The organism is Pseudactinotalea suaedae (assembly GCF_009733815.1).
In the GTDB taxonomy this organism is placed as follows: Bacteria; Actinomycetota; Actinomycetes; order Actinomycetales; family Beutenbergiaceae; genus Pseudactinotalea; species Pseudactinotalea suaedae.
The window spans coordinates 124740-144528 of record NZ_WNXY01000001.1; the positions used below are offsets into that span (position 1 = coordinate 124740).

Consider the following 19789-nt stretch of genomic DNA (forward strand, 5'->3'; position numbering starts at 1 on the left):
GCACGCTGGTCGGATGGCGCGGACGAAGCAGACCGAGATGCGCGAGGGCGTCGAGCTCACGAACCTGGACGCGGCGCTCTTCAGCGGCGCCGACGCCACCAAGAGGGACCTGATCGACTACCTCGAGGCGGTGGCGGAGCCGATCCTGCGCGAGCTGGCCGGTCGTCCGCTCTCGGTGGTGCGGGTCCGGCCTGGGCAGCCGTCGTTCATGCAGAAGAACCTGCCCGACTACGCGCCCGACTTCGTGCGCCGCACCACCGTGTGGTCCGACGCCGGCAACCGCGAGATCCACTATCCCCTCTGCGACGACCTCCGGACGCTGCTGTGGTTCGGGAACCAGCGCGCCGTCGAGTACCACCCGACGCTCATGCTTCCGGACATCGCGACCGATCCCGCCGAGCGCACCGAGATCCTCGCCGGTCGCGTCACGCACCTCGTGCTGGACGTCGACCCGCCGGAGGGCGGCGGTTTCGACGTCGTGATCGCCTCCGCGCGCCTGATCCAGCAGGCGTTGGCCGACTCCGGGCTGGCGGGTGCGCTGAAGACCTCCGGGTCCAAGGGCGTGCACGTGATCGTCCCGGTCGTCGACCTCGAGCTGCCCGACGCCGCCGCAGCCACGCGTGCCCTCGCCGCCCGCGCCGAGCGTCTCGATCCCGACGTCGCCACCACCGCCTACATCAAGGCCGACCGTGGCGGGAAGGTGTTCCTCGACGCCACCCGTTCCGGCGGCGCCTCGCTGGCGTGCGCCTACAGTCCGCGGGTGCGACCCGGGACGCCCGTGTCCTTCCCAGTTCCCTGGGAGGATCTCGACGACGTCACACCGCTCGACTTCACGATCCGCTCGGTCCCGTCCATGCTCGACGGCGACCCCTGGGCCGCGTCGCTCCCGTCGCCTCAGCAGGTTCCTGGGGATGTCATCGAGGAGGGCCACACCATCCCGGTCGCACGGGTGGCTGCGATGCACGAGGGCAAACGGCGCAAGCGCGCGGCGGAGAAGGCTGCCGACGGCGGCTGAGAGATATCGACCGCCCTCGTGCTCGCCGACGGTCCACGGGTGGACCCTCAGCGCCCATCAGCGGCTCAGCGCGGCTGCCCCCACATGGCGGCCATCGCCAGGAGGCAGATCACGGGGACGCCGACGGCGGCCACCCAGATCACGCGTGAGGGCCACCGGGTGCGACGAGTCTCGCCGTCGGGTCCGTGGACGACGCGCTCACGGTGAGCCGCGAACGAGACGATCAGCCCCGCCAGACCGAGCAGCGGGCCGAGCCACACCCAGGGGAACGATCGCGTGAGCACGCCACCGACACCGACGACCAGGGACAGCAGCACGCCGCCGTTGAGAAGGGTGTCGCGCAGCATCAGCGCGCCACCGCGGGCGACCGCGCCGAGCACGGAACGGGGCGCGTCCCCAGCGGGCGGTGGCGTGGTCACGAGGCGAGCGTAGAGCGACCTCGGCGTGTCGCCGACGATGTTCGACACTTCGAACGGGTGTTCGTTATTGTGTCCACAGGTGATGACGGATGCACCGCTATCCACAGCACGGGGTAGGCGGGTCAGCCGGATGTCGGTGGTCGGACATAGCGTCACTGACGGGTCAGCGCTCGGCGAGGGCGTATCCCGACAACCAGACCAGCCCCAGCCCGGTGGCGGTTGCACAGCAACAGCCCGAGAGAAGAAGGAACCTCACATGGCAACTCCGATCGCAGATCGCTCCAAGGCCCTCGAGGCCGCTCTCGGTCAGATCGACCGTCAGTTCGGGAAGGGCTCGGTGATGCGCCTCGGCGATGACACCCGTCCGCCCGTCGAGGTCATCTCGACCGGCTCGATCGCCCTCGACGTCGCGCTCGGGATCGGCGGGCTGCCGCGCGGTCGCGTCGTGGAGATCTACGGCCCCGAGTCCTCCGGCAAGACCACCGTGGCCCTGCACGCGGTCGCGAACGCCCAGCGCAACGGCGGCATCGCCGCCTTCATCGACGCCGAGCACGCCCTCGACCCCGAGTACGCCAAGCGACTCGGTGTCGACACCGACGCGCTGCTGGTCTCCCAGCCGGACACCGGCGAGCAGGCGCTGGAGATCATGGACATGCTGATCCGCTCCGGCGCGCTCGACATCGTCGTCATCGACTCGGTCGCGGCCCTGGTGCCCAAGGCCGAGATCGAGGGCGAGATGGGTGACTCCCACGTCGGGCTGCAGGCGCGGCTGATGTCGCAGGCGCTGCGCAAGATCACCGGTGCGCTGTCCGCCTCCGGCACCACCGCGATCTTCATCAACCAGCTCCGCGAGAAGATCGGCGTGTTCTTCGGATCGCCCGAGACCACCACCGGTGGCAAGGCGCTCAAGTTCTACGCCTCGGTCCGCATCGACGTGCGCCGCATCGAGACGTTGAAGGACGGCACCGACGCGGTCGCGAACCGCACCCGTGCGAAGGTCGTCAAGAACAAGATGGCGCCGCCGTTCAAGCAGGCCGAGTTCGACATCGTCTACGGCACCGGCATCTCCCGCGAGGGCAGCCTGATCGACCTCGGCGTCGAGCACGGCATCGTCCGCAAGTCGGGCTCGTGGTTCACCTACGAGGGCGACCAGCTCGGGCAGGGCAAGGAGAACGCCCGCACCTTCCTCAAGGACAACCCCGACCTCGCGCTCGAGATCGAGGAGAAGATCAAGACCAAGCTCGGCATCGGGGTGCGCCCCGAGCCGGTCGTGGCCTCCGGTGATGCTGCTGCGCCGGCTGGGAAGCCGGTCAAGGCCGCCGCGGTCGACTTCTGAGAGCGCACCGCGACGATCGCTGACGGCGGTCGGCGGCCCCCGGGTACCCCGGAGGCCGCCGACACCGCCACCGAGAGCGAGGGGAGCCAGCGATGACTGAGCCGTCGTCGGAGCGGCTGCAGCGAGCCCGTCGGGTGCTCGAGGAGGCGACGCGCGCAGCCTCGAGCGGCACGGACCAGCCGCGACAGCAGCCGCGCCCACGGCCGCAACCGGAGCAGCAACCGGAGCCGGACCGAGGATCCGGCCAGCGGCGCGGGGGTCGCAGACGCCGGCGCGCGGCCGCTCAGGAACCGCCCGTCGTGGGTGCCGCGGCCACCGATGCCGAGCCCGACCCGGAGTCGGTGGCGCGCACGGTCGCGCTGAACCTGCTCAACCACTCAGCGCGGTCGCGCGCCCAGCTCGCCGAGGCGATGGCGCGCAAGGACGTGCCCGAGGCGGTCGCCGACCGGGTGCTCGACCGGTTCGAGGAGGTCGGGCTGGTCGACGACGCCGAGTACGCGGCGATGCTGGTGCGCACCCGGCAGGCCGAACGTGGTCTGGCTCGTCGCGCGCTGACCGTCGAGCTCCAGCGCAAGGGCATCGTGGGGGAGGCGGCCGCGAATGCGCTCAGCACCGTCGTCGCCGAGGACGAGGAGGAAGCGGCGAGGCGGGTGGTGGAGAAGCGGCTCCGCTCGATGACGACCCTCGAGACCGAGGTCAAGCGCCGCCGGCTGGTCGCGATGCTCGCTCGTAAGGGACACGCCCCGGGGATGAGCTATCGGGTCGTCGACGAGGCGCTGCGCTCCGACGCGAGCTGACCGCGTCAGCCCGGTCCGTCGTCGATACCGCCTGCGGTGCCCGTCGCACCGGGGCCAGCGGCCTGCGGTACCGCCGTGGGGGCAGCCGCCGTGGTGCGGCCGGACGTGCGGCTGCCCAGTCGCCGCGCGAGCACCTGCGCCAGCCATCCCAGCAGGAAGTTGAGCGCGATGAAGATCAGGGCTGCCACGAACAGGGTCTGCAGGATCGGGAACGGGGCGCCGCTGCCCAGCAACCTCGCCGAGCGCAACAGCTCCGAGTACAGGATGATCTGACCGAGCGCCGAGTCCTTGAGGATCACGACGAACTGGCTCACCAGCGACGGGAGCATGGCGATCAGCGCCTGCGGCAGCTCGATCGACCGGATCGACTGCCCGCGAGTCATGCCCACGGCCAGGCCGGCCTCGCGCTGCCCCTTGGGTAGCCCGTAGACGCCGCTGCGGACGAGCTCGGCGATCACCGAGCCGTTGTACAGGGTCAGACCCACCACGACGGCTACCAGCGGCACGATGTCCCGGTCGAGCCCCAGGATGTAGCCGACCGCAGCCGCGGCCACCATCATCACCAGGACGGGGACCGCACGGAAGAACTCCACGACCAACCCGCAGAACCAGCGGATGAGGCGGTTCGAGGCCAGTCGGCCGACCCCGAAGATCAAGCCGAAGACCACGGCGAGCACCACGGAGTAGACCGCCGCGACCAGCGTGTTCTGGAGTCCGGGCAGGTAGTAGTAGAGCCAGGCGTTCGAGTCGAGCGCTCGGAGCCACAGGTTGCCCGCGAGCTGACCGGCGTCGTTCAGCTTCATCACCACGAACACGAGCAACCCGGCGAGCGCCAGCGCGGCCACGATGTTGATGATCGTCGTCATCCGACGGCCTCGGGGCCCGAGGGCGTCGAAGAGAACGGACTGTGCGCTCATGCGCCACTCCCGAGGCTGGAGGAGGTGCCGTGCACCACGTCGACGGTGTTCATCGGGACACCGCCAGCCGGCGTGAGAGGTAGGTCGCGAGCATGCCCACCGGCACCACGATGATCACGAAGCCGACGGCGACCGTCAGGAAGATCGGGTAGACGTAGTTGCTCTCGTTCTCGATCATCTCGCGCATCAAGGTGGCGATCTCGGACACCGAGCCGGCGGCCACGACGGTCGTGTTCTTGATCAGGGCGATCACCACGTTGCCCAGCGGGGCGATCGCACCGCGGAAGGCCTGCGGGAAGATCACCAGTCTCGCGGAGTCCAGGAACGGCAACCCGATGGCGCGGGCCGCCTCCGCCTGCCCGACCGGCACGGTGTTGATACCCGAGCGCAGCGCCTCGCAGAAGAACGCCGCGTGATAGACGGTGAGTCCGACCACGCCCAACCAGAAAAAGTTGACCGTGAAGACCTCGGAGAACTCGACCCGCAGGACCGGCCACAGCACGGCGAGGCCGAAGACGATGATGATCGTCAGCGGGGTGTTGCGAAGGATGTTGACGTAGGCGGTGCCGGCGAGGTTGAGCGAGGGGATCGGACTGATCCGGAACATCGCCAGGATCGTGCCGAGGACGAGCGCGAACAGCCCCGCGAAGAAGGTCAGCTTGAGGTTCACCCAGTACGCGCCGGCGATGTCGTACTCGGACAACACCGTCAGGAAGTCAGCCAACGGTCTCCTCGATCCTCGTCACTCGTCACGAATCCGTCCAGCAGAGAGCGGTGGCGGCCGCACGGGTGCGGCCGCCACCGACTCCCGGCGTCAGGCCTCGCAGTCCCGCAGCGTCGGCGGGTTGAGGTCGGCGTTCGGGGTGTACCCGGTGCCCTCTGTGTTCGCCTCGATCGCGGCCTCCCAGGCCCCGTCGTCGAACATCGCCTGGATCGCCTCGTTCACGTCCTCGCACAGCGGGCTGCCGGGGGGCAGGCCGACGCCGTAGTTCTCCTCGGAGAACGGCGAGCCCACGACCTGCAGCGCGCCGCTGCCCTCGTCGGCAGCGAGGCCGGCGAGGATGATGTCATCGGTGGTCACCGCGTCGACGGTGCCCTGGATGAGCTGGAGGATGCACTCGGAGTAGCCGCCCACCTCGACGAGCTGGGTGCCCTCGGCGTACTCGTCCTTGACGCGCTGCGCCGAGGTCGAGCCGGAGACCGAGCAGAGGTTCTTGCCGTCCAGGCTCTCCGGGCCCGTGATGGTGCCCGCGTCGTCGGACCGGATCAGCAGGTCCTGACCTGCGACGAAGTACGGCCCGGCGAAGTCGACGACCTCGTCGCGCGTGTCGGTGATCGAGTACGTCGCGAAGATCATGTCGACCTGCTCGTTCTCGAGCATGGTCTCGCGGTTCGCGGACTGCGCCTCGACCCACGTGATGTCATCTGCCGAGTGGCCGAGCGCCTCCGCGACGTAGGTCGCGACGTCGACGTCGAAGCCCGTGTAGGTGTCACCGTCCTGGAAACCCAGGCCCGGCTGGTCGAACTTGATGCCGATCGTGAGGCCCTCGCCGCCCGCGTCGCCGGTGCTGTCGCCGCCGGTGGTCTCTTCGCCGCCGTCGCCACCTCCGGGCTCCGCCTGGCAGCCCGCCAGCGCGAGTGCGCCGGCTGCGAGTGCGCCGGCGACCATGGTCAGTCGTGATCTCCGCATGTTGTCTCCTTCTGTTGCGGTTCGTGCAAAGAACTCAGTGGGTCAGGATCTTGCCGAGGAAGTCCTTGGCTCGGTCGCTCCGGGGGTTCGTGAAGAACTCCTCCGGCCCGGCCTCCTCGACGATCTGGCCGTCCGACATGAAGATCACCCGGTCGGCAGCCTTCCGAGCGAAGCCCATCTCGTGGGTCACGACGATCATCGTCATGCCCTCCTTCGCCAGGGAGATCATCACGTCGAGAACCTCGTTGACCATCTCCGGGTCCAGTGCGGAGGTGGGCTCGTCGAACAGGATCGCCTTGGGCTGCATCGCCAGCGCCCGCGCGATCGCGACGCGCTGCTGCTGGCCGCCGGAGAGCTGCGCGGGCAGCTTGTTCGCCTGGTTCGCGACGCCGACGCGCTCGAGCAGCGCCATCGCCCGCTCCTTCGCCTCGGCCGGCTTGGTCTTCTTCACCTTGATCGGGCCGAGCGTGATGTTCTCGAGGATCGTCTTGTGGGCGAACAGGTTGAAGGACTGGAAGACCATGCCGACGTCGGCGCGGAGCCGGGCCAGCGCCTTGCCCTCCAACGGGAGCGAGACGCCGTCGAGCGTGATCTCGCCCTCGTCGATCGGCTCCAGCCGGTTGATCGCGCGGCACAACGTCGACTTGCCCGAGCCCGACGGTCCCAGCACGACGACGACCTCGCCCTTGTGCACCGTCAGCTCGATGTCCCTGAGCACGTGCAGGTCGCCGAAGTGCTTCTGCACACCGCTCAGGACGATCAAGGGCTCGCGGGTCGAATCGCCGGCACCGCGCCCTACGGGCGCATCGGTGACCGGTGTCACATCCTCCACTGACATGCTGTGCAACCTATCCCGACATTGTTTCTCGAGTCACCGGTGTTGGTCACAGAACGGAAACGATGCGGACAAGGCGTCGACGTCGGCCGATCGGCTCGGCTGATCGAGCGGCCGACCGCCGGGACGTAGAATCGCGCACCGTGACAGCCTCGACCGCTCCGCGCACCTATCTGGTGCGAACCCTGGGCTGCCAGATGAACGCCCACGACTCCGAGCGGATGTCGGGGTTGCTGGAGGGCGCGGGCTACGTCCAGGCGGACAGCACCGGTGCGGGCTCGCTGCTCGGGGAGGCCGCCGGCGCCGACATCGTGGTCATCAACACCTGCGCGGTCCGGGAGAACGCCTCCGAGCGGCTCTACGGCAACCTCGGTCAGCTGGCCGGGCTGAAGAAGGAACGCCCCGGCCTGCAGATCGCGGTCGGCGGCTGCCTCGCCCAGCAGGACAAGGCAGGCATCGTCGAGCGGGCGCCGTGGGTCGATGTCGTCTTCGGCACGCACAACATCGACGTGCTGCCCGTGCTCCTGGAGCGCGCCCGCCACAACGGCGAGGCCCAGGTCGAGCTCGAGGAGGCCCTCAAGGTCTTCCCCTCGACGCTGCCGACCCGGCGCGAGAGCGCCTACGCGGCCTGGGTGTCGATCTCGGTCGGCTGCAACAACACCTGCACGTTCTGCATCGTGCCGCACCTGCGCGGCAAGGAGCGCGACCGGCGTCCGGGGGATGTGCTCGCCGAGGTGCAGGCCGTCGTCGCCGAAGGCGCCTGCGAGGTCACGCTGCTCGGGCAGAACGTGAACTCCTACGGCGTCGGCTTCGGCGACCGCGGCGCGTTCGCGAAGCTGCTCCGCGCCTGCGGGAACATCGAGGGTCTGGAGCGGGTCCGGTTCACCTCGCCGCACCCGGCCGCCTTCACCGACGACGTCATCGACGCCATGGCAGCCACGCCCACCGTGATGCCGAGCCTGCACATGCCGCTGCAGTCCGGGTCGGACCGGGTGCTGCGCGCGATGCGCCGCTCCTACCGCAGCGAGAAGTTCCTCGGCATCCTCGACCGCGTGCGCCGGCAGCTGCCCGACGCGGCGATCACCACCGACATCATCGTCGGCTTCCCCGGCGAGACCGAGGAGGACTTCCAGGCGACCCTGGACGTCGTCGAGGCCTCGCGGTTCGTCTCGGCCTTCACGTTCCAGTACTCGCCCCGCCCCGGGACGGCGGCCGCCGACCTGCCCGAGATCCCCGCCGAGGTGATGGCCGAGCGCTACGGACGCCTCGTCGCGCTGCAGGAGCGGATCAGCGCCGAGGAGAACGCCGCTCAGGTGGGTCGAACCGTCGAGGTGCTGCTCAGCGAGTCCGAGGGCCGCAAGGACGTCGCCACCCGCCGCGTCAGCGGTCGCGCGCCCGACAACCGGCTCGTGCACGTGGCGGTCCCGGAGGACTGGGACGGTCCGGCTCCCCGGCCCGGCGACATGGTCACCGCGCAGGTCACGCGCAGCGCGCCGCACCACCTGATCGCCGACTCCGGCCTCGCCGGCGGCACGTTCGAGATCCGTCGCACGCGCTCGGGCGATGCCTACGAGGCGAAGGCCGCGGCCCATGAGCAGGCGAAGCGTGAGGTCGCCGAACCGGCGAACGAGCAGCCGAGGCCGGTCTCGCTCGGGCTACCGGGGATCCGGGTCCGCTGACGGCGGGTCCGCCGGATCTTCCGGAGGACTGTCCGGCCCGGGTGCGCGCGGCACCAGCCCGACCTCGCCCAGCGTGGTGAAGCACTGGTGCGTGGTGCCGATCCCGACACGGAGGACGTCGTCCAGCTGGCTGGCCGTCAGCCCCGCGGTCGCGTCGATGCCCACGTGGGTGTGCACCTGGATGGCCTCACCCGTGCTCGTCATCACGACCACCGGCCAGATCCGGTCGCGGTGCCAGTCGGTGATGAAGCTCTCGACGGCGCGCATGCGGGCGATCGCGATCTCGCCGCCGACGGGGCGGCCACGGAAGAGCAGCAGCAGGCCGTCGCGGCGGCGGACCGTGAGGTCGATCTCCAGGTGCGGCCAGCGGCGCGTCAGCCGATCGTTCTCGGCGTCGTGCGTCCACCCGTCGGCCGCGAGCAGCCGGTGCACCCGAGCAAGCGTCACCGGCGTCGGCATGTCCGGCGCGCCAGGCAGGTCCGTGGGGCTCGTCATGGCTGTCCTTCCGGCGCCGTCGCCAGCGGGTCGGGGTACCGTGCCGTGATCTCGGCGAACGTGGTCAGCGCGGCGGACAGACCGGTCTTGATCGCCCGCTCGAGCTGCAGCTCCGAGAGCCCGTGCGCGATCGAGACGCTGTGGTCGGCGGCGATCCGCATCGATCCGTCGTCGAGGACCATGAGGAAGCACTTGGGCCACGCCGAACGAGCGTGACGCTCGTTCAGGAGCGCGATGATCTCCTCACGCCGCTCGATCGCGACCACCCGGTTGTACTGGCCGCGGATCTGCAGCACGCCACCGCGGCCGGCGATCCCGAACGTGAACATGCACCCGCTCCAGATCCCTCCGATCGGCCCCTGGTGGTTCACGAAGTACCGCATGCCCGCGTTGCGCAGCCACCGGGCGACCCGCGCCTGGTCGACCGGTCGGACCTCGTGCATGTCGAGGTCGGCGTGCTCGTCCGGTCGGGGTTCTGTCATCGTCGGCCAGTCTAGGGACGTGCCGATCGGTGCTCGGCTCGGTCGGCAGGACGGGTAGGTTCGCGGCCGTGAGTGGAGCACAGGTCGTGGCCGTCGTCGGGCCGACGGCGTCCGGCAAGTCCGATCTCGCGCTCGCCCTGGCCGCGGCGCTCGACGGCGAGATCGTCAACGCGGACGCCATGCAGCTCTACCGCGGCATGGACATCGGCACCGCGAAGACGCCGCCGGAGCAGCGGCAGGGCATCCCGCACCACCAGATCGACGTGCTCGACGTCACCCAGGACGCCTCGGTCGCGGCCTACCAGCCGGCCGCGCGCGCCGACGTCGCCGCGATCCAGGCGCGCGGCAAGGTACCCGTGGTGGTCGGCGGCTCCGGGCTGTACGTGCGGGCGTTGCTGGACGAGCTCAGCTTCCCGGAGACCGACCCCGAGCTGCGCGGGGAGCTCGAGCGCCGCCTCCTGGACGAGGGGCCGGGTCTGCTGCACGACGAGCTCGCCCGGCTCGACCCCGAGGCAGCCGCGCGGATCGACCGGCGCAACGGCAGGCGTGTGGTGCGGGCGCTCGAGGTCGTGCGGCTGACCGGTCGACCGTTCGCCGCGTCGCAGCCGCAGCAGCCCACCGCGACGCTCCCGGCGACCCAGATCGCGATCGACGTGCCACGGCCCGAGCTGGTCGAGCGGATCGCCGCGCGTGCCCGCTCGATGTTCGCCGACGGGCTGGTCGAGGAGACCGAGCGCCTGGTCGCCGCGGGCATGGCCGAGGGGCACACCGCGGCCCGGGCCGTCGGCTACGTGCAGGCCCGGGCGGTGCTGCGTGGGGAGATGACGCCGGCCGAGGCCGCCGAGGCCACGGCAGTCGCCACCCGGCAGCTCGCCCGCCGCCAGCTCACGTGGTTCCGGCGTGATCAGCGCATCCACTGGCTGCCCCCCGGGGCGGACCTGCTCGCCCGCGCCCGTACCCTGATCCCATGACCCGCGCGCGCACCTTCGTCAAGGGCCACGGCACCGGCAACGACTTCCTGCTCTACGCCGACCCCGACGGTGAGGCGCCCCTCACCGACGCCGACCTGAGCGCGCTCGCCGACCGGCACACGGGCATCGGCGCCGACGGCGTGATCCGCGCCGTGCGCACCGCGGCCGTGCCCGAGATGGCCGACCAGGTCGGTGCTGCCGAGTGGTTCATGGACTACCGCAACGCCGACGGCTCGATCGCGACGATGTGCGGCAACGGCCTGCGCGTCTACGTCGCCTACCTGGAGCGCTACGGCTATCTCTCGCTCGACGACGGCGCCACCACCACGATCGCCACCCGCGCCGGCACGCTGACCGTGCGCAAGGAGCTCGACGAGTACACGGTCGACATGGGGATCTGGTCCGCGCCCGGTGGCGAGTCGGCGCTCGCGGAAGGGTTCGACGTCACGGTCGTGCTCGCCGGGCTCGACGAGCCGCGCCCCGGACTGCGCATCGACGTGCCCAACCCGCACACGGTGATCGCCCTCACCGACGTCGACGTGCTGGCCGCCGTCGATCTCTCGGTCCCGCCGCGGGTCGAGCCCGAGCCCGAGGACGGCACGAACGTGGAGCTCGTCGTCCCGCTCGGGGAGCGTGCGGTCGAGGTCGTGGACGAGGACGGCCAGGTCGTCGGCACCGACCGGGTCGGCGTCGTCCAGATGCGTGTCCACGAACGGGGCGTCGGCGAGACGCTCTCGTGCGGCACCGGCGCGTGCGCGGCTGCCGTCGCGACCCGCCTGTGGTTCGGCGACGACGCCCCGAACGACTGGGTGGTCCTGGTCCCGGGCGGTCAGCTCCGGGTCGTCATGCTCGACGGCGGTGGCATCGAGCTCTCCGGCCCGGTCGAGCTGGTCGCCGAGGTCACCCTGCTCGCCTGAGCCTCACATCGCCGCGACAGCGGCCGCCGTCTCGGCCATCACGAGGTCGGCGTTGATCTGCGCGCCTGCCATGGTGCCCGCCGCGGCGGAGGCGCCGACCTGCGCCGACGGCTCGGTGACGTTGCCCGCGAGCCACACGCCGGGCACCTCGCTGCGGCCACCGATGTCGACCGTGGGCACATGCTGGCCCATCGGGTGGTCGACGACGCGCAGCCCCAGACCCGCCAGCATCTGGACGCGCGGCGTCAGGAGGCTCTGCACCGTGAGGATCTCGCGCGGCACCACGCGGCCATCGGTCAGCTCGACGCCGGTGATCGAGCCGTCCGCGGTCACCACCGCGGCGACGCCGTCCTCGACCAGCCCGATGCCGCGGGCCAGCAGCTGTGCGCGCTGCTCCGGCGTCGGGTCGACGCCGTGGGTGAACACCACGACGTCGTCGGTGAGCTGCCGGAACAGCAGCGCCTGGTGGGTGAACATGGGATGGCTGGCGATCACGCCGATCGACCGGTCCCGCACCTCCCAGCCGTGGCAGTAGGGGCAGTGCACGACGCCGTGTCCCCACTGCTCCGCCAGGCCGGGGATCTCGGGCAGGGCGTCGACGGCGCCGGTGGCGACGAGGAGCCGTCGTGAGCGGAGCCGGCGTCCGTCCTCGAGCGTGACGACGAAGCCGTCGCCGTCGATCTCGGCCGTGCGCACCTCGGCGGCGATGACGTCGCCCCCGTAGCGGGCGACCTCGGCGCGGCCGCGCGCGAGCAGCTCGGCCGGCGCGATGCCGTCCATCCCGAGCAGCGCGTGCACGCCCTCGGCGGGCGCGTTGCGGGGCGCTCCGCCGTCGATCACCGTGACGGAGCGGCGCGAGCGCGCGAGCGTGACGGCGCCGGCGAGGCCGGCGGCGCCGCCGCCGATCACGAGGGCATCGAGATGGTCATCGACAGGAGTGTGTGAGGTCGTCATGTCTCGATGGTGCAGCGCCATCGGCCGAGTAGCAAGTATGGTTGCCGATATGGCAAGATGACCGCATGGGAGACGATCGATCGCTGTCCGGGGTCGGGGCGCGGCTGCGCGCGCTGCGGCAGGCCCGCGACGTCACGCTCGCGCAGCTGTCGGAGCAGACCGGGATCTCGGTGAGCACGCTGTCGCGGCTGGAGTCCGGCGGACGCAAGCCGACGCTGGAGCTGCTGCTCCCGCTCGCCCGCAGCCACGGCGTGACGCTCGACGACCTGATCGACGCACCGCCCACCGGCGACCCACGGGTGCATCTGCGGCCGGTCATCGAGCACGGCATGACGATGGTGCCGCTGACGCAGCGCGCCGAAGGCATCCAGGCGTTCAAGGTGCTTCTCGAGCCTGACGCGCGCCCCGGTGAGCCGCAGCTGCAGACCCACACCGGCTACGAGTGGATCTACGTGCTCGACGGGCGGCTGCGGCTGCTGCTCGGCGAGCACGACCTGGTGCTCGAGGCAGGGGAGGCGGCCGAGTTCGACACGCGTGTCCCGCACTGGCTCGGCCCGGCCGAGAAGAAGGCCGTCGAGTTCCTCAGCCTGTTCGGCAAGGAGGGGCAGCGCGCGCACCTGCGCGCCGGCCCACGGCCCCGCGAGACCAGCTCAACGAGCAGACGCGGCGACCGCTAGGACGCGGAAGCCCTTGCTGCTGGCGATCCTGCTCGTGGCCTGCCCGAGCTCGTTCTCGATCCACCGCTGGAGCGAGTCCGCGCCCAGGTTCTTGCTGACCACGAGGTGAGCGACGCCGTCGGGAGCCAGCCGGGGCAACCACGTGCGGAGCATCGCGTGCAGGGCGTCCTTGCCGACCCGGATGGGCGGGTTGGACCAGATCGCGTCGAGGGCCAGCTCGGGCTCGGCGGCGAGCAGCACGTCCGGCTGAGCGACCTCGACGGCGTGGCGCAGCCGGGTCGCGTTGCGAGCGGTCAGCTCGAGCGCGCGCGGGTTGACGTCGACGGCGAGCACCCGCGCCTGCGGTGAGGCGGCCGCCAGCGCGAGCGCGATCGGACCCCAGCCGCACCCCAGGTCCAGGAGCGTCCCCGCGGCCGGGGGGTCGGGGACGTGGGACAGCAGCACCGCGGTCCCGGGGTCCAGGCGCTCACCCGAGAACACGCCGCGGTCGGTCGCGACCCGAACCGGTCGACCTCGGAGCACGACCTCGATCTCCCGCGGCGAGGAGGCGCCGGGGGAGTCGGGGGAGAAGTAGTGGGACACCGCGCGACAGCCTAGGTCCTGGGCACCAGCCTTGCTCCCTGGGCGAAATCCCTGTTCGCGGCGCGTCAGCACGTGTCACAGTGGATTCACGCGATTTCCGCACGGTTCGACGCAAGGAGCTCCATTGGCTGACCCGACACCCACCCGCGACAGCACCGACGCGGGCGTGGCACCGGGTCGAGCCGAGATCTCCGACGTCGACCGGCGCGCCCAGGACGTCGTGGCCCGCGTGCTGGCCCGTGCCGGCACCGCGCTGCAGGATGACGCCACCGCCGGCTACAGCGACTACGACGGCGAGCAGATCGACGTCGAGGAGCGCGGCGCCCTCCAGCGCGTCGGTGGCCTCTCGACCGAGCTCACCGACGTCACCGAGGTCGAGTACCGGCAGCTGCGACTGGAGAAGGTCGTGCTCGTCGGGCTCTACAGCGGCAGCGGCCCTGCCGCCGCGGAGACCGCCGAGATCTCGCTGCGCGAGCTGGCCGCACTCGCCGAGACCGCCGGCTCCCAGGTTCTCGACGGCGTCCTGCAGCGCCGCCAGCAGCCCGACCCCGGCACCTACCTCGGTTCGGGCAAGGCCGCGCAGCTGGCCGAGGTCGTCGCGGCGTCCGGTGCCGACACCGTGGTGGTGGACACCGAGCTCGCTCCCTCGCAGCGGCGCGGCCTCGAGGACGTGGTCAAGGTCAAGGTCATCGACCGGACCGCGCTGATCCTCGACATCTTCGCCCAGCACGCCAAGTCGCGCGAGGGCAAGGCCCAGGTCGAGCTGGCTCAGCTGGAGTACCTGCTGCCGCGACTGCGCGGCTGGGGTGACTCGATGTCCCGGCAGGCCGGTGGCCGCGTCGCCGCCGGCGGCGCCGGGATGGGTTCGCGTGGTCCCGGTGAGACGAAGATCGAGCTGGACCGCCGCCGCATCCGGACCCGGATGGCCAAGCTGCGCCGCAGCATCCGCGACATGGCGCCGGCGCGCGCGGCCCAGCGGTCCTCCCGGCGTGTCGGAGGCGTGCCCTCGGTGGCAATCGTCGGCTACACCAACGCCGGCAAGTCCTCGCTGCTCAACCGGCTCACCGGTGCCGGTGTGCTGGTCCAGAACGCGCTGTTCGCGACCCTGGACCCGACCGTGCGCCGCTCCGAGACGCCCGACGGTCGCCAGTACACGATCGCCGACACCGTCGGTTTCGTGCGCAACCTGCCCACCCAGCTCGTTGAGGCGTTCAGGTCGACCCTCGAGGAGGTCGGAGGGTCCGACGTGATCGTTCACGTCGTCGATGCCTCCCACCCCGACCCGGAGGGCCAGCTGATCGCTGTCCGCGACACCCTTCGCGACATCGAGGGGGTCTCCTCGTTGCCCGAGCTGGTGGTGCTCAACAAGGCCGACCTGGCCGAGCCGGAGACGATCGCACGGCTGCGCACCCGCGAGCCGGGCGCCGTCGCGGTGTCGGCGAAGACCGGCCAGGGGATCGAGGCGCTGCAGCAGCGGCTCGCCGAGCTGCTGCCGCGGCCCGAGGTCGAGATCGACGTCGTGGTTCCCTACCAGCGCGGCGACCTGATCCACCGCGCCCACCTGACCGGCGAGGTGCTGAGCGAGGAGCACACCGCCGACGGCACCCGCCTGCACGCCCGGGTCGACGGCGCGCTGGCGGCCGAGCTCGACAGGGCTGTCTCCGCCTAGCCCCACCCCCGGAAAGCGCTTCGGGGTGGACGCGGTCCACGTGCTGGACCGAGATCACCCCGGAGCCGCGCAGAGCGCATCGGGTCGCGCACGAGGGCCGCTGTTGGTGCGACGATGGCAGGCGTGCCATCGTCCGAGACCACCGAGAAGCCCGAGGTGACCGACGACGTCGACGAGGTGCTCGACGCCGTCGTGACGCGCATGGGCGGTGCGCGTCGTGAGGGTCAGCACGAGATGGCGCGAGCGGTCGCGGCTGCGCTCGAGGGCGCCGAGCACCTGATGGTGCAGGCCGGTACGGGTACCGGCAAGTCGCTCGCGTACCTGGTGCCCGCGCTGCTGCACGCGGTGCGGTCCGGGGAGCGGACGGTGATCTCCACGGCCACCCTGGCGCTGCAGCGCCAGGTGCTCGGTCACGACCTGCCGCTCGTGGCCGAGGTCGTGGAGCAGAGGTTGCCGCGGCCGCCCGCCGTCGCGCTGCTCAAGGGCTGGCACAACTACGTCTGCAAGCACAAGATCGCCGGCGGCTACCCACCCGAGGGCGATGCCGCGCTGTTCGACATGGCACCCGCGTCGTCCTCGGTCGCGGAGGAGCACCCCGCGGGCTCCTCCCGCGACGACTCCCTCGGCGTCCAGGTCGTGCGCGTGCGCGAGTGGGCGGAGGAGACCGAGAGCGGCGACCGCGACGACCTCGTCCCCGGGGTCACCGACCGCGCCTGGCGGCAGGTCTCGGTCACCTCGATGGAGTGCATCGGCCCGTCGTGCCCGATGCGGTCCGAGTGCTTCCCCGAGGCGGCGCGACAGGCGGCGCGGACCGCGGACGTCGTCGTCACCAACCACGCGATGCTGGGGATCGCCGCCTCCGGCTCGCCCGGCGCGCTGCCCGAGTTCGACGCGCTCGTGGTCGACGAGGCCCACGAGCTGCCGTCACGCGTGACGGCGCAGGCCTCGGTGGAGCTGTCGGCGCCCGCCGTGGAGCGGGTGGCGCGCCTCGCACGCCGGCAGGCGGGTGTCGCCACGCAGGCGCTCGACGACGCGGCCGTGCTGCTGCGGACCGTCCTGACCGCGACGCCCGAGGGGCGATGGCCGGAGGCGCTTCCCGCCGAGGTCGAGGGTGCGGTGCGCGCGATCGCCGACGGGGCACGGCAGGTGATCTCCTCGATCAAGCAGGACAGCGTCAAGGCCGGGACCAAGGCGGGCGACGCCGGTGGTGCGCTGGTGCAGGCACGCTCGGCCGCGCTCGTGCTGTTCGAGATCGCCGACCGGTTGTTGTCGGACCGGCTGAAGAACCGGCAGGACGTCGTCTGGTGCAGCCGCGGCACCGGCCCGGGGGAGGCGATCAAGATCAACGTCTCACCCCTCGACGTCGCCGGGCCGATCGCCGGGCAGCTGCTCGCTGGTCGCGGTGCGGTGCTGACCTCCGCCACCCTCACGCTGGGCGGCACGTTCGACGCGACCGCCGGCTCCATGGGGATGAGCGCACCGGACTACACCTCGCTCGAGGTGGCCTCACCGTTCGACTACGCGCGCCAGGGCATCGTCTACGTCGCCAGGCACCTGCCCAAGCCGGGCCGCGACGGCGCCGACCCGCGGGTCCTGGACGAGATCGCGGAGCTGGTGGAGGCGGCCGGAGGTCGCACGCTCGGGCTGTTCTCCTCACGCCGCGGCGCGACCGCGGCGGCGGAGGCGATGCGCGAGCGGCTCGACACCCCGGTGCTGGTGCAGGGCGAGGACTCGATCCCTGCGCTCGTGCGGGCGTTCGCTGCGGACCCGGCGACGAGCCTGTTCGGCACGCTCTCGCTGTGGCAGGGCGTCGACGTGCCGGGAGACGCGTGCCAGCTGGTGCTGATCGACCGCATCCCGTTCCCGCGCCCCGACGACCCGGTGATGGCAGCCCGGACCGAGGTGGTCGCCCAGCGTGGCGGCAACGGCTTCATGGCGGTCTCCGCGACGCACGCCGCGCTCCTGCTCGCACAAGGCGCCGGGCGCCTGATCCGTGGCGTGACCGATCGCGGCGTCGTGGCGATCCTCGACCCGCGGGTGGCGACCGCCCGCTACGGCACGTTTCTGGCTCGCTCGCTGCCGCCGCTGTGGCCGACCACCGATCCGGCGATCGTGCGCGCGGCGCTGCGACGGCTGCGGGACGAGGCCTGAGACGGCGGTGCCGTCAGGAACCTCGACCGGCGAGGTCGCTGACGGGTCTCAGAGTGCCCGGAGGACGCTGACGACGCGGCCCAGCACCTCGCCGTCGGTGCCGTCGATGGGGGAGAAGGCGGGGTTCGCCGGAAGCAGCCAGACCTTCCCGTTCTCCCGCTTGAGCGTCTTCACCGTGGCCTCGCCGTCGATCATGGCCGCGACGATCTCGCCGTTCTCCGCCACCGGCTGCTGCCGCACCACGACCCAGTCGCCGTCGCAGATCGCGGCGTCGATCATCGACTCGCCGACCACCTTGAGCAGGAACAGGTCGCCCTCGCCCACGAGCTGACGGGGGAGCGGGAAGACGTCTTCGACAGCCTGCTCGGCGAGCAACGGACCACCGGCGGCGATGCGACCGACCACGGGGACGTAGGACGGCGGGGCCGCCGTGGTCTCGCCGTCGTGAAGGGTGAGGTGGCGGCCGCCTCCGGTGCTGCTGGCGACGGTGACGTCATCGTCCGGGGCGACGATCTCGATCGCCCGCGTGGAGATCGGGTCGCGCCGCAGGTAGCCCTTCTCCTCCAGGACCTGGAGCTGGTACTTGACCGAGGACGGGCTGGCCAGGCCGACCGCGTCGCCGATCTCACGCATGGTCGGGGGGTAGCCGCGGCCGGCGAGGCTGCTGCGGATCGCCTCCATGATGCGCTGCTGGCGCTCCGTGAGCCGCGAGCCCTGCGTGTCCGGGTCGGTCGGTGTCATCGAGTGGCTCCCTGGTCGGTCGGGCGTTCAGCGGTGCGGCGGTTCGGTGGTCTCGGTGCCCTCGGATCGTTGTGTTTCCAACGATGTCGGTGGTCCGTGATGGTCTGTGGTGCGTGAGAACAAGCGTACGAGCACACAGCAGCTTCGGCAAACATCCGTTCGATCGGCGTGTCGCGGCCGAGCGGAACCGCGCGAAGACCGCCCGGCCGGCGGGGCTCGACACGGTTGGAACATGCGTGCTACGTTCGTACGAACGTCCGACGAACGCCCGTACGAGTGTCGCGAGCAGCGCCCGAACATCCACCAGGTCCACCCCAGCGTTTTCCCATGAGGAGCCCACGATGAGCGTCCTGGCCCAGCCCGGCCCGATCTCGTTCGCGATCCCGCGACGTCGCCACCTCACGGTGGTCCCGCCGCTGCCCGACCTGGGCGCCGAGCCCGATCGTCTCGCCGACGTCATCGCGCTCCCGGTCGCGCGGCCCGCCGCGCCGGCCACCCCACGGCCTGCGTCCCCGCGCCCGGCGGCCCCTGTCGCTGGCGATGTGCCGCTGCGGCTCACCGCCCGCGGCCGTGCCGTGCTGGCCGGCCTGGCGATCGCGGCGGCGGCCGTCATCGGCTCGGTCGTCGGCATCGCCGCGGGCGGCGCTGCCGAGCCCAGCCCGGCGCTCGAGGTCGTCACCGTGACCAGCGGAGACAGCCTCTGGGGCATCGCCTCGGAGGTCGCAGCCCCCGGCGCGGACGTCCGCGACGTCATGAGCGAGATCGCTGCGCTCAACGGCCTGGAGGGCACCAACCTTGTCGCCGGGCAGCAGCTCACGGTGCCGCGCGAGGGGTGAACGCGCCGCCCAGGTTGCGCAGGACGCCGTTTCCGACCTAGATTCCTACATCTAGTAGTTACAGCGATGTGATCCGGTAGATCTAGCGTCGCTCGGGACACCTGTCGGAGAGGAGCGGTGGCGTGCACTGTCCGTTCTGCCGTCACCCCGACTCCCGGGTGATCGAGACCCGCACGGCCGAGGATGGCTCCTCGATCCGCCGTCGGCGCCAGTGCCCCGAGTGCGGCCGTCGCTTCACGACCCTGGAGACGACCAGTCTCGTCGTCGTCAAGCGCTCCGGCGCCGCCGAGCCCTTCAGCCGGGACAAGATCGCCGCCGGCGTGCGCAAGGCCTGTCAGGGGCGACCGGTCTCCGGAGACCAGATCGCCCTGCTCGCCCAGCAGGTCGAGGAAGCGATCCGCAGCACCGGTGCGGCCGAGGTCGATGCCCACGAGGTCGGGCTCGCCATCCTCGGACCGCTCCAGGACCTCGACGAGATCGCCTACCTCCGGTATGCCAGCGTCTACCGCAGCTTCACCTCGCTCGAGGACTTCGAGGCCGCGATCACCTCGCTGCGGCACCACCGCTCGGTCACCGTTGACGCCGACCAGTAGTCTGAACGCACTGCCGTCGGTGGCGCCGGAGGG

Annotated in this window: 21 protein-coding genes; 11 read left to right on the plus strand and 10 right to left on the minus strand. The window is 71.4% G+C overall.

The window, feature by feature from the left end:
• Window positions 1–13: 13 nt before the first annotated feature.
• Window positions 14–1015 carry a DNA polymerase domain-containing protein gene (locus GPA04_RS00595; protein ID WP_156221294.1) on the plus strand — a complete coding sequence of 334 codons (1002 nt, stop codon included), beginning with the start codon at window positions 14–16 and terminating at the stop codon, window positions 1013–1015.
• Window positions 1016–1080: 65 nt separating this feature from the next.
• On the opposite strand, the gene GPA04_RS00600 is transcribed toward GPA04_RS00595, so the two are convergent.
• A complete protein-coding gene (locus GPA04_RS00600) occupies window positions 1081–1434 on the minus strand; it encodes a hypothetical protein (RefSeq protein ID WP_156221296.1) in 354 nt (117 codons plus the stop codon).
• A gap of 256 nt (window positions 1435–1690) precedes the next feature.
• Here GPA04_RS00600 and recA point away from each other — a divergent pair, with 256 nt between their 5' ends.
• Together recA and GPA04_RS00610 are read left to right on the plus strand one after the other, a co-directional pair.
• The gene (recA, locus tag GPA04_RS00605; RefSeq protein WP_241680508.1) at window positions 1691–2770 is read left to right on the plus strand and encodes a recombinase RecA; all 1080 of its coding nucleotides are present in this window, start codon (window positions 1691–1693) and stop codon (window positions 2768–2770) included.
• 92 nt (window positions 2771–2862) lie between these two features.
• On the plus strand, window positions 2863–3567 hold the full coding sequence (locus GPA04_RS00610; RefSeq protein ID WP_206674073.1) for a regulatory protein RecX: 705 nt from the start codon (window positions 2863–2865) through the stop codon (window positions 3565–3567).
• 5 nt (window positions 3568–3572) lie between these two features.
• Here the strand turns inward: GPA04_RS00610 and GPA04_RS00615 are convergent, their stop codons facing one another.
• The 4 genes from GPA04_RS00615 to GPA04_RS00630 form a co-directional block, all read right to left on the minus strand.
• Window positions 3573–4484, minus strand: coding sequence for an amino acid ABC transporter permease (locus GPA04_RS00615; RefSeq protein WP_156221297.1), 912 nt, complete (start codon window positions 4482–4484; stop codon window positions 3573–3575).
• A 49-nt stretch (window positions 4485–4533) separates the two neighbouring features.
• Window positions 4534–5208: an amino acid ABC transporter permease gene (locus GPA04_RS00620; protein WP_156221300.1), complete on the minus strand. Its 675-nt coding sequence runs from the start codon at window positions 5206–5208 to the stop codon at window positions 4534–4536.
• 90 nt (window positions 5209–5298) lie between these two features.
• Entirely contained in the window at window positions 5299–6174 is an 876-nt protein-coding gene (locus GPA04_RS00625) for a glutamate ABC transporter substrate-binding protein (RefSeq protein ID WP_156221301.1), read from the minus strand.
• 34 nt (window positions 6175–6208) lie between these two features.
• On the minus strand, window positions 6209–6937 hold the full coding sequence (locus tag GPA04_RS00630) for an amino acid ABC transporter ATP-binding protein (protein WP_241680560.1): 729 nt from the start codon (window positions 6935–6937) through the stop codon (window positions 6209–6211).
• 269 nt (window positions 6938–7206) lie between these two features.
• On the opposite strand from GPA04_RS00630, the gene miaB reads away from it, so the two are divergent.
• Window positions 7207–8688: a tRNA (N6-isopentenyl adenosine(37)-C2)-methylthiotransferase MiaB gene (miaB, locus tag GPA04_RS00635; protein WP_241680561.1), complete on the plus strand. Its 1482-nt coding sequence runs from the start codon at window positions 7207–7209 to the stop codon at window positions 8686–8688.
• Here the strand turns inward: miaB and GPA04_RS00640 are convergent.
• Window positions 8665–9183, minus strand: a complete 519-nt coding sequence (locus tag GPA04_RS00640; RefSeq protein ID WP_156221308.1) for a YbjN domain-containing protein — start codon at window positions 9181–9183, stop codon at window positions 8665–8667. The two genes, miaB and GPA04_RS00640, sit on opposite strands and share 24 nt — an antisense overlap.
• Window positions 9180–9665, minus strand: a complete 486-nt coding sequence (locus GPA04_RS00645) for a type III secretion system chaperone family protein (RefSeq protein ID WP_156221310.1) — start codon at window positions 9663–9665, stop codon at window positions 9180–9182. Before GPA04_RS00645 ends, GPA04_RS00640 begins: the two co-directional genes overlap by 4 nt.
• Window positions 9666–9733: 68 nt before the next feature.
• On the opposite strand from GPA04_RS00645, the gene miaA reads away from it, so the two are divergent.
• Together miaA and dapF are read left to right on the plus strand one after the other, a co-directional pair.
• Window positions 9734–10636, plus strand: a complete 903-nt coding sequence (miaA, locus tag GPA04_RS00650; RefSeq protein WP_156221312.1) for a tRNA (adenosine(37)-N6)-dimethylallyltransferase MiaA — start codon at window positions 9734–9736, stop codon at window positions 10634–10636.
• Entirely contained in the window at window positions 10633–11553 is a 921-nt protein-coding gene (gene dapF / locus GPA04_RS00655) for a diaminopimelate epimerase (RefSeq protein ID WP_156221314.1), read from the plus strand. Before miaA ends, dapF begins: the two co-directional genes overlap by 4 nt.
• A 3-nt stretch (window positions 11554–11556) precedes the next feature.
• On the opposite strand, the gene GPA04_RS00660 is transcribed toward dapF, so the two are convergent.
• A complete protein-coding gene (locus GPA04_RS00660; RefSeq protein ID WP_156221316.1) occupies window positions 11557–12507 on the minus strand; it encodes an NAD(P)/FAD-dependent oxidoreductase in 951 nt (316 codons plus the stop codon).
• A 65-nt stretch (window positions 12508–12572) separates the two neighbouring features.
• Between GPA04_RS00660 and GPA04_RS00665 the strand changes: the two genes are divergently transcribed.
• Window positions 12573–13184, plus strand: coding sequence for a helix-turn-helix domain-containing protein (locus GPA04_RS00665; RefSeq protein ID WP_156221317.1), 612 nt, complete (start codon window positions 12573–12575; stop codon window positions 13182–13184).
• Here GPA04_RS00665 and GPA04_RS00670 read toward each other — a convergent pair.
• Complete coding sequence (locus tag GPA04_RS00670) at window positions 13158–13766, minus strand: class I SAM-dependent methyltransferase (protein ID WP_156221319.1); 609 nt, start codon at window positions 13764–13766, stop codon at window positions 13158–13160. The genes GPA04_RS00665 and GPA04_RS00670 overlap by 27 nt on opposite strands.
• 124 nt (window positions 13767–13890) lie before the next feature.
• Between GPA04_RS00670 and hflX the strand changes: the two genes are divergently transcribed.
• Complete coding sequence (gene hflX, locus GPA04_RS00675; protein WP_170299330.1) at window positions 13891–15435, plus strand: GTPase HflX; 1545 nt, start codon at window positions 13891–13893, stop codon at window positions 15433–15435.
• Window positions 15436–15549: 114 nt separating this feature from the next.
• The gene (locus GPA04_RS00680; RefSeq protein WP_156221322.1) at window positions 15550–17586 is read left to right on the plus strand and encodes an ATP-dependent DNA helicase; all 2037 of its coding nucleotides are present in this window, start codon (window positions 15550–15552) and stop codon (window positions 17584–17586) included.
• 48 nt (window positions 17587–17634) lie between these two features.
• On the opposite strand, the gene lexA is transcribed toward GPA04_RS00680, so the two are convergent.
• Window positions 17635–18327 (minus strand): transcriptional repressor LexA, encoded by a 693-nt coding sequence (gene lexA, locus GPA04_RS00685; RefSeq protein WP_156221324.1) that lies wholly within the window; start codon window positions 18325–18327, stop codon window positions 17635–17637.
• 341 nt (window positions 18328–18668) lie between these two features.
• Between lexA and GPA04_RS00690 the strand changes: the two genes are divergently transcribed.
• Entirely contained in the window at window positions 18669–19163 is a 495-nt protein-coding gene (locus GPA04_RS00690) for a LysM peptidoglycan-binding domain-containing protein (RefSeq protein ID WP_156221326.1), read from the plus strand.
• 122 nt (window positions 19164–19285) lie between these two features.
• Window positions 19286–19756 carry a transcriptional regulator NrdR gene (nrdR, locus tag GPA04_RS00695; RefSeq protein ID WP_156221328.1) on the plus strand — a complete coding sequence of 157 codons (471 nt, stop codon included), beginning with the start codon at window positions 19286–19288 and terminating at the stop codon, window positions 19754–19756.
• Window positions 19757–19789 lie beyond the last annotated feature (33 nt).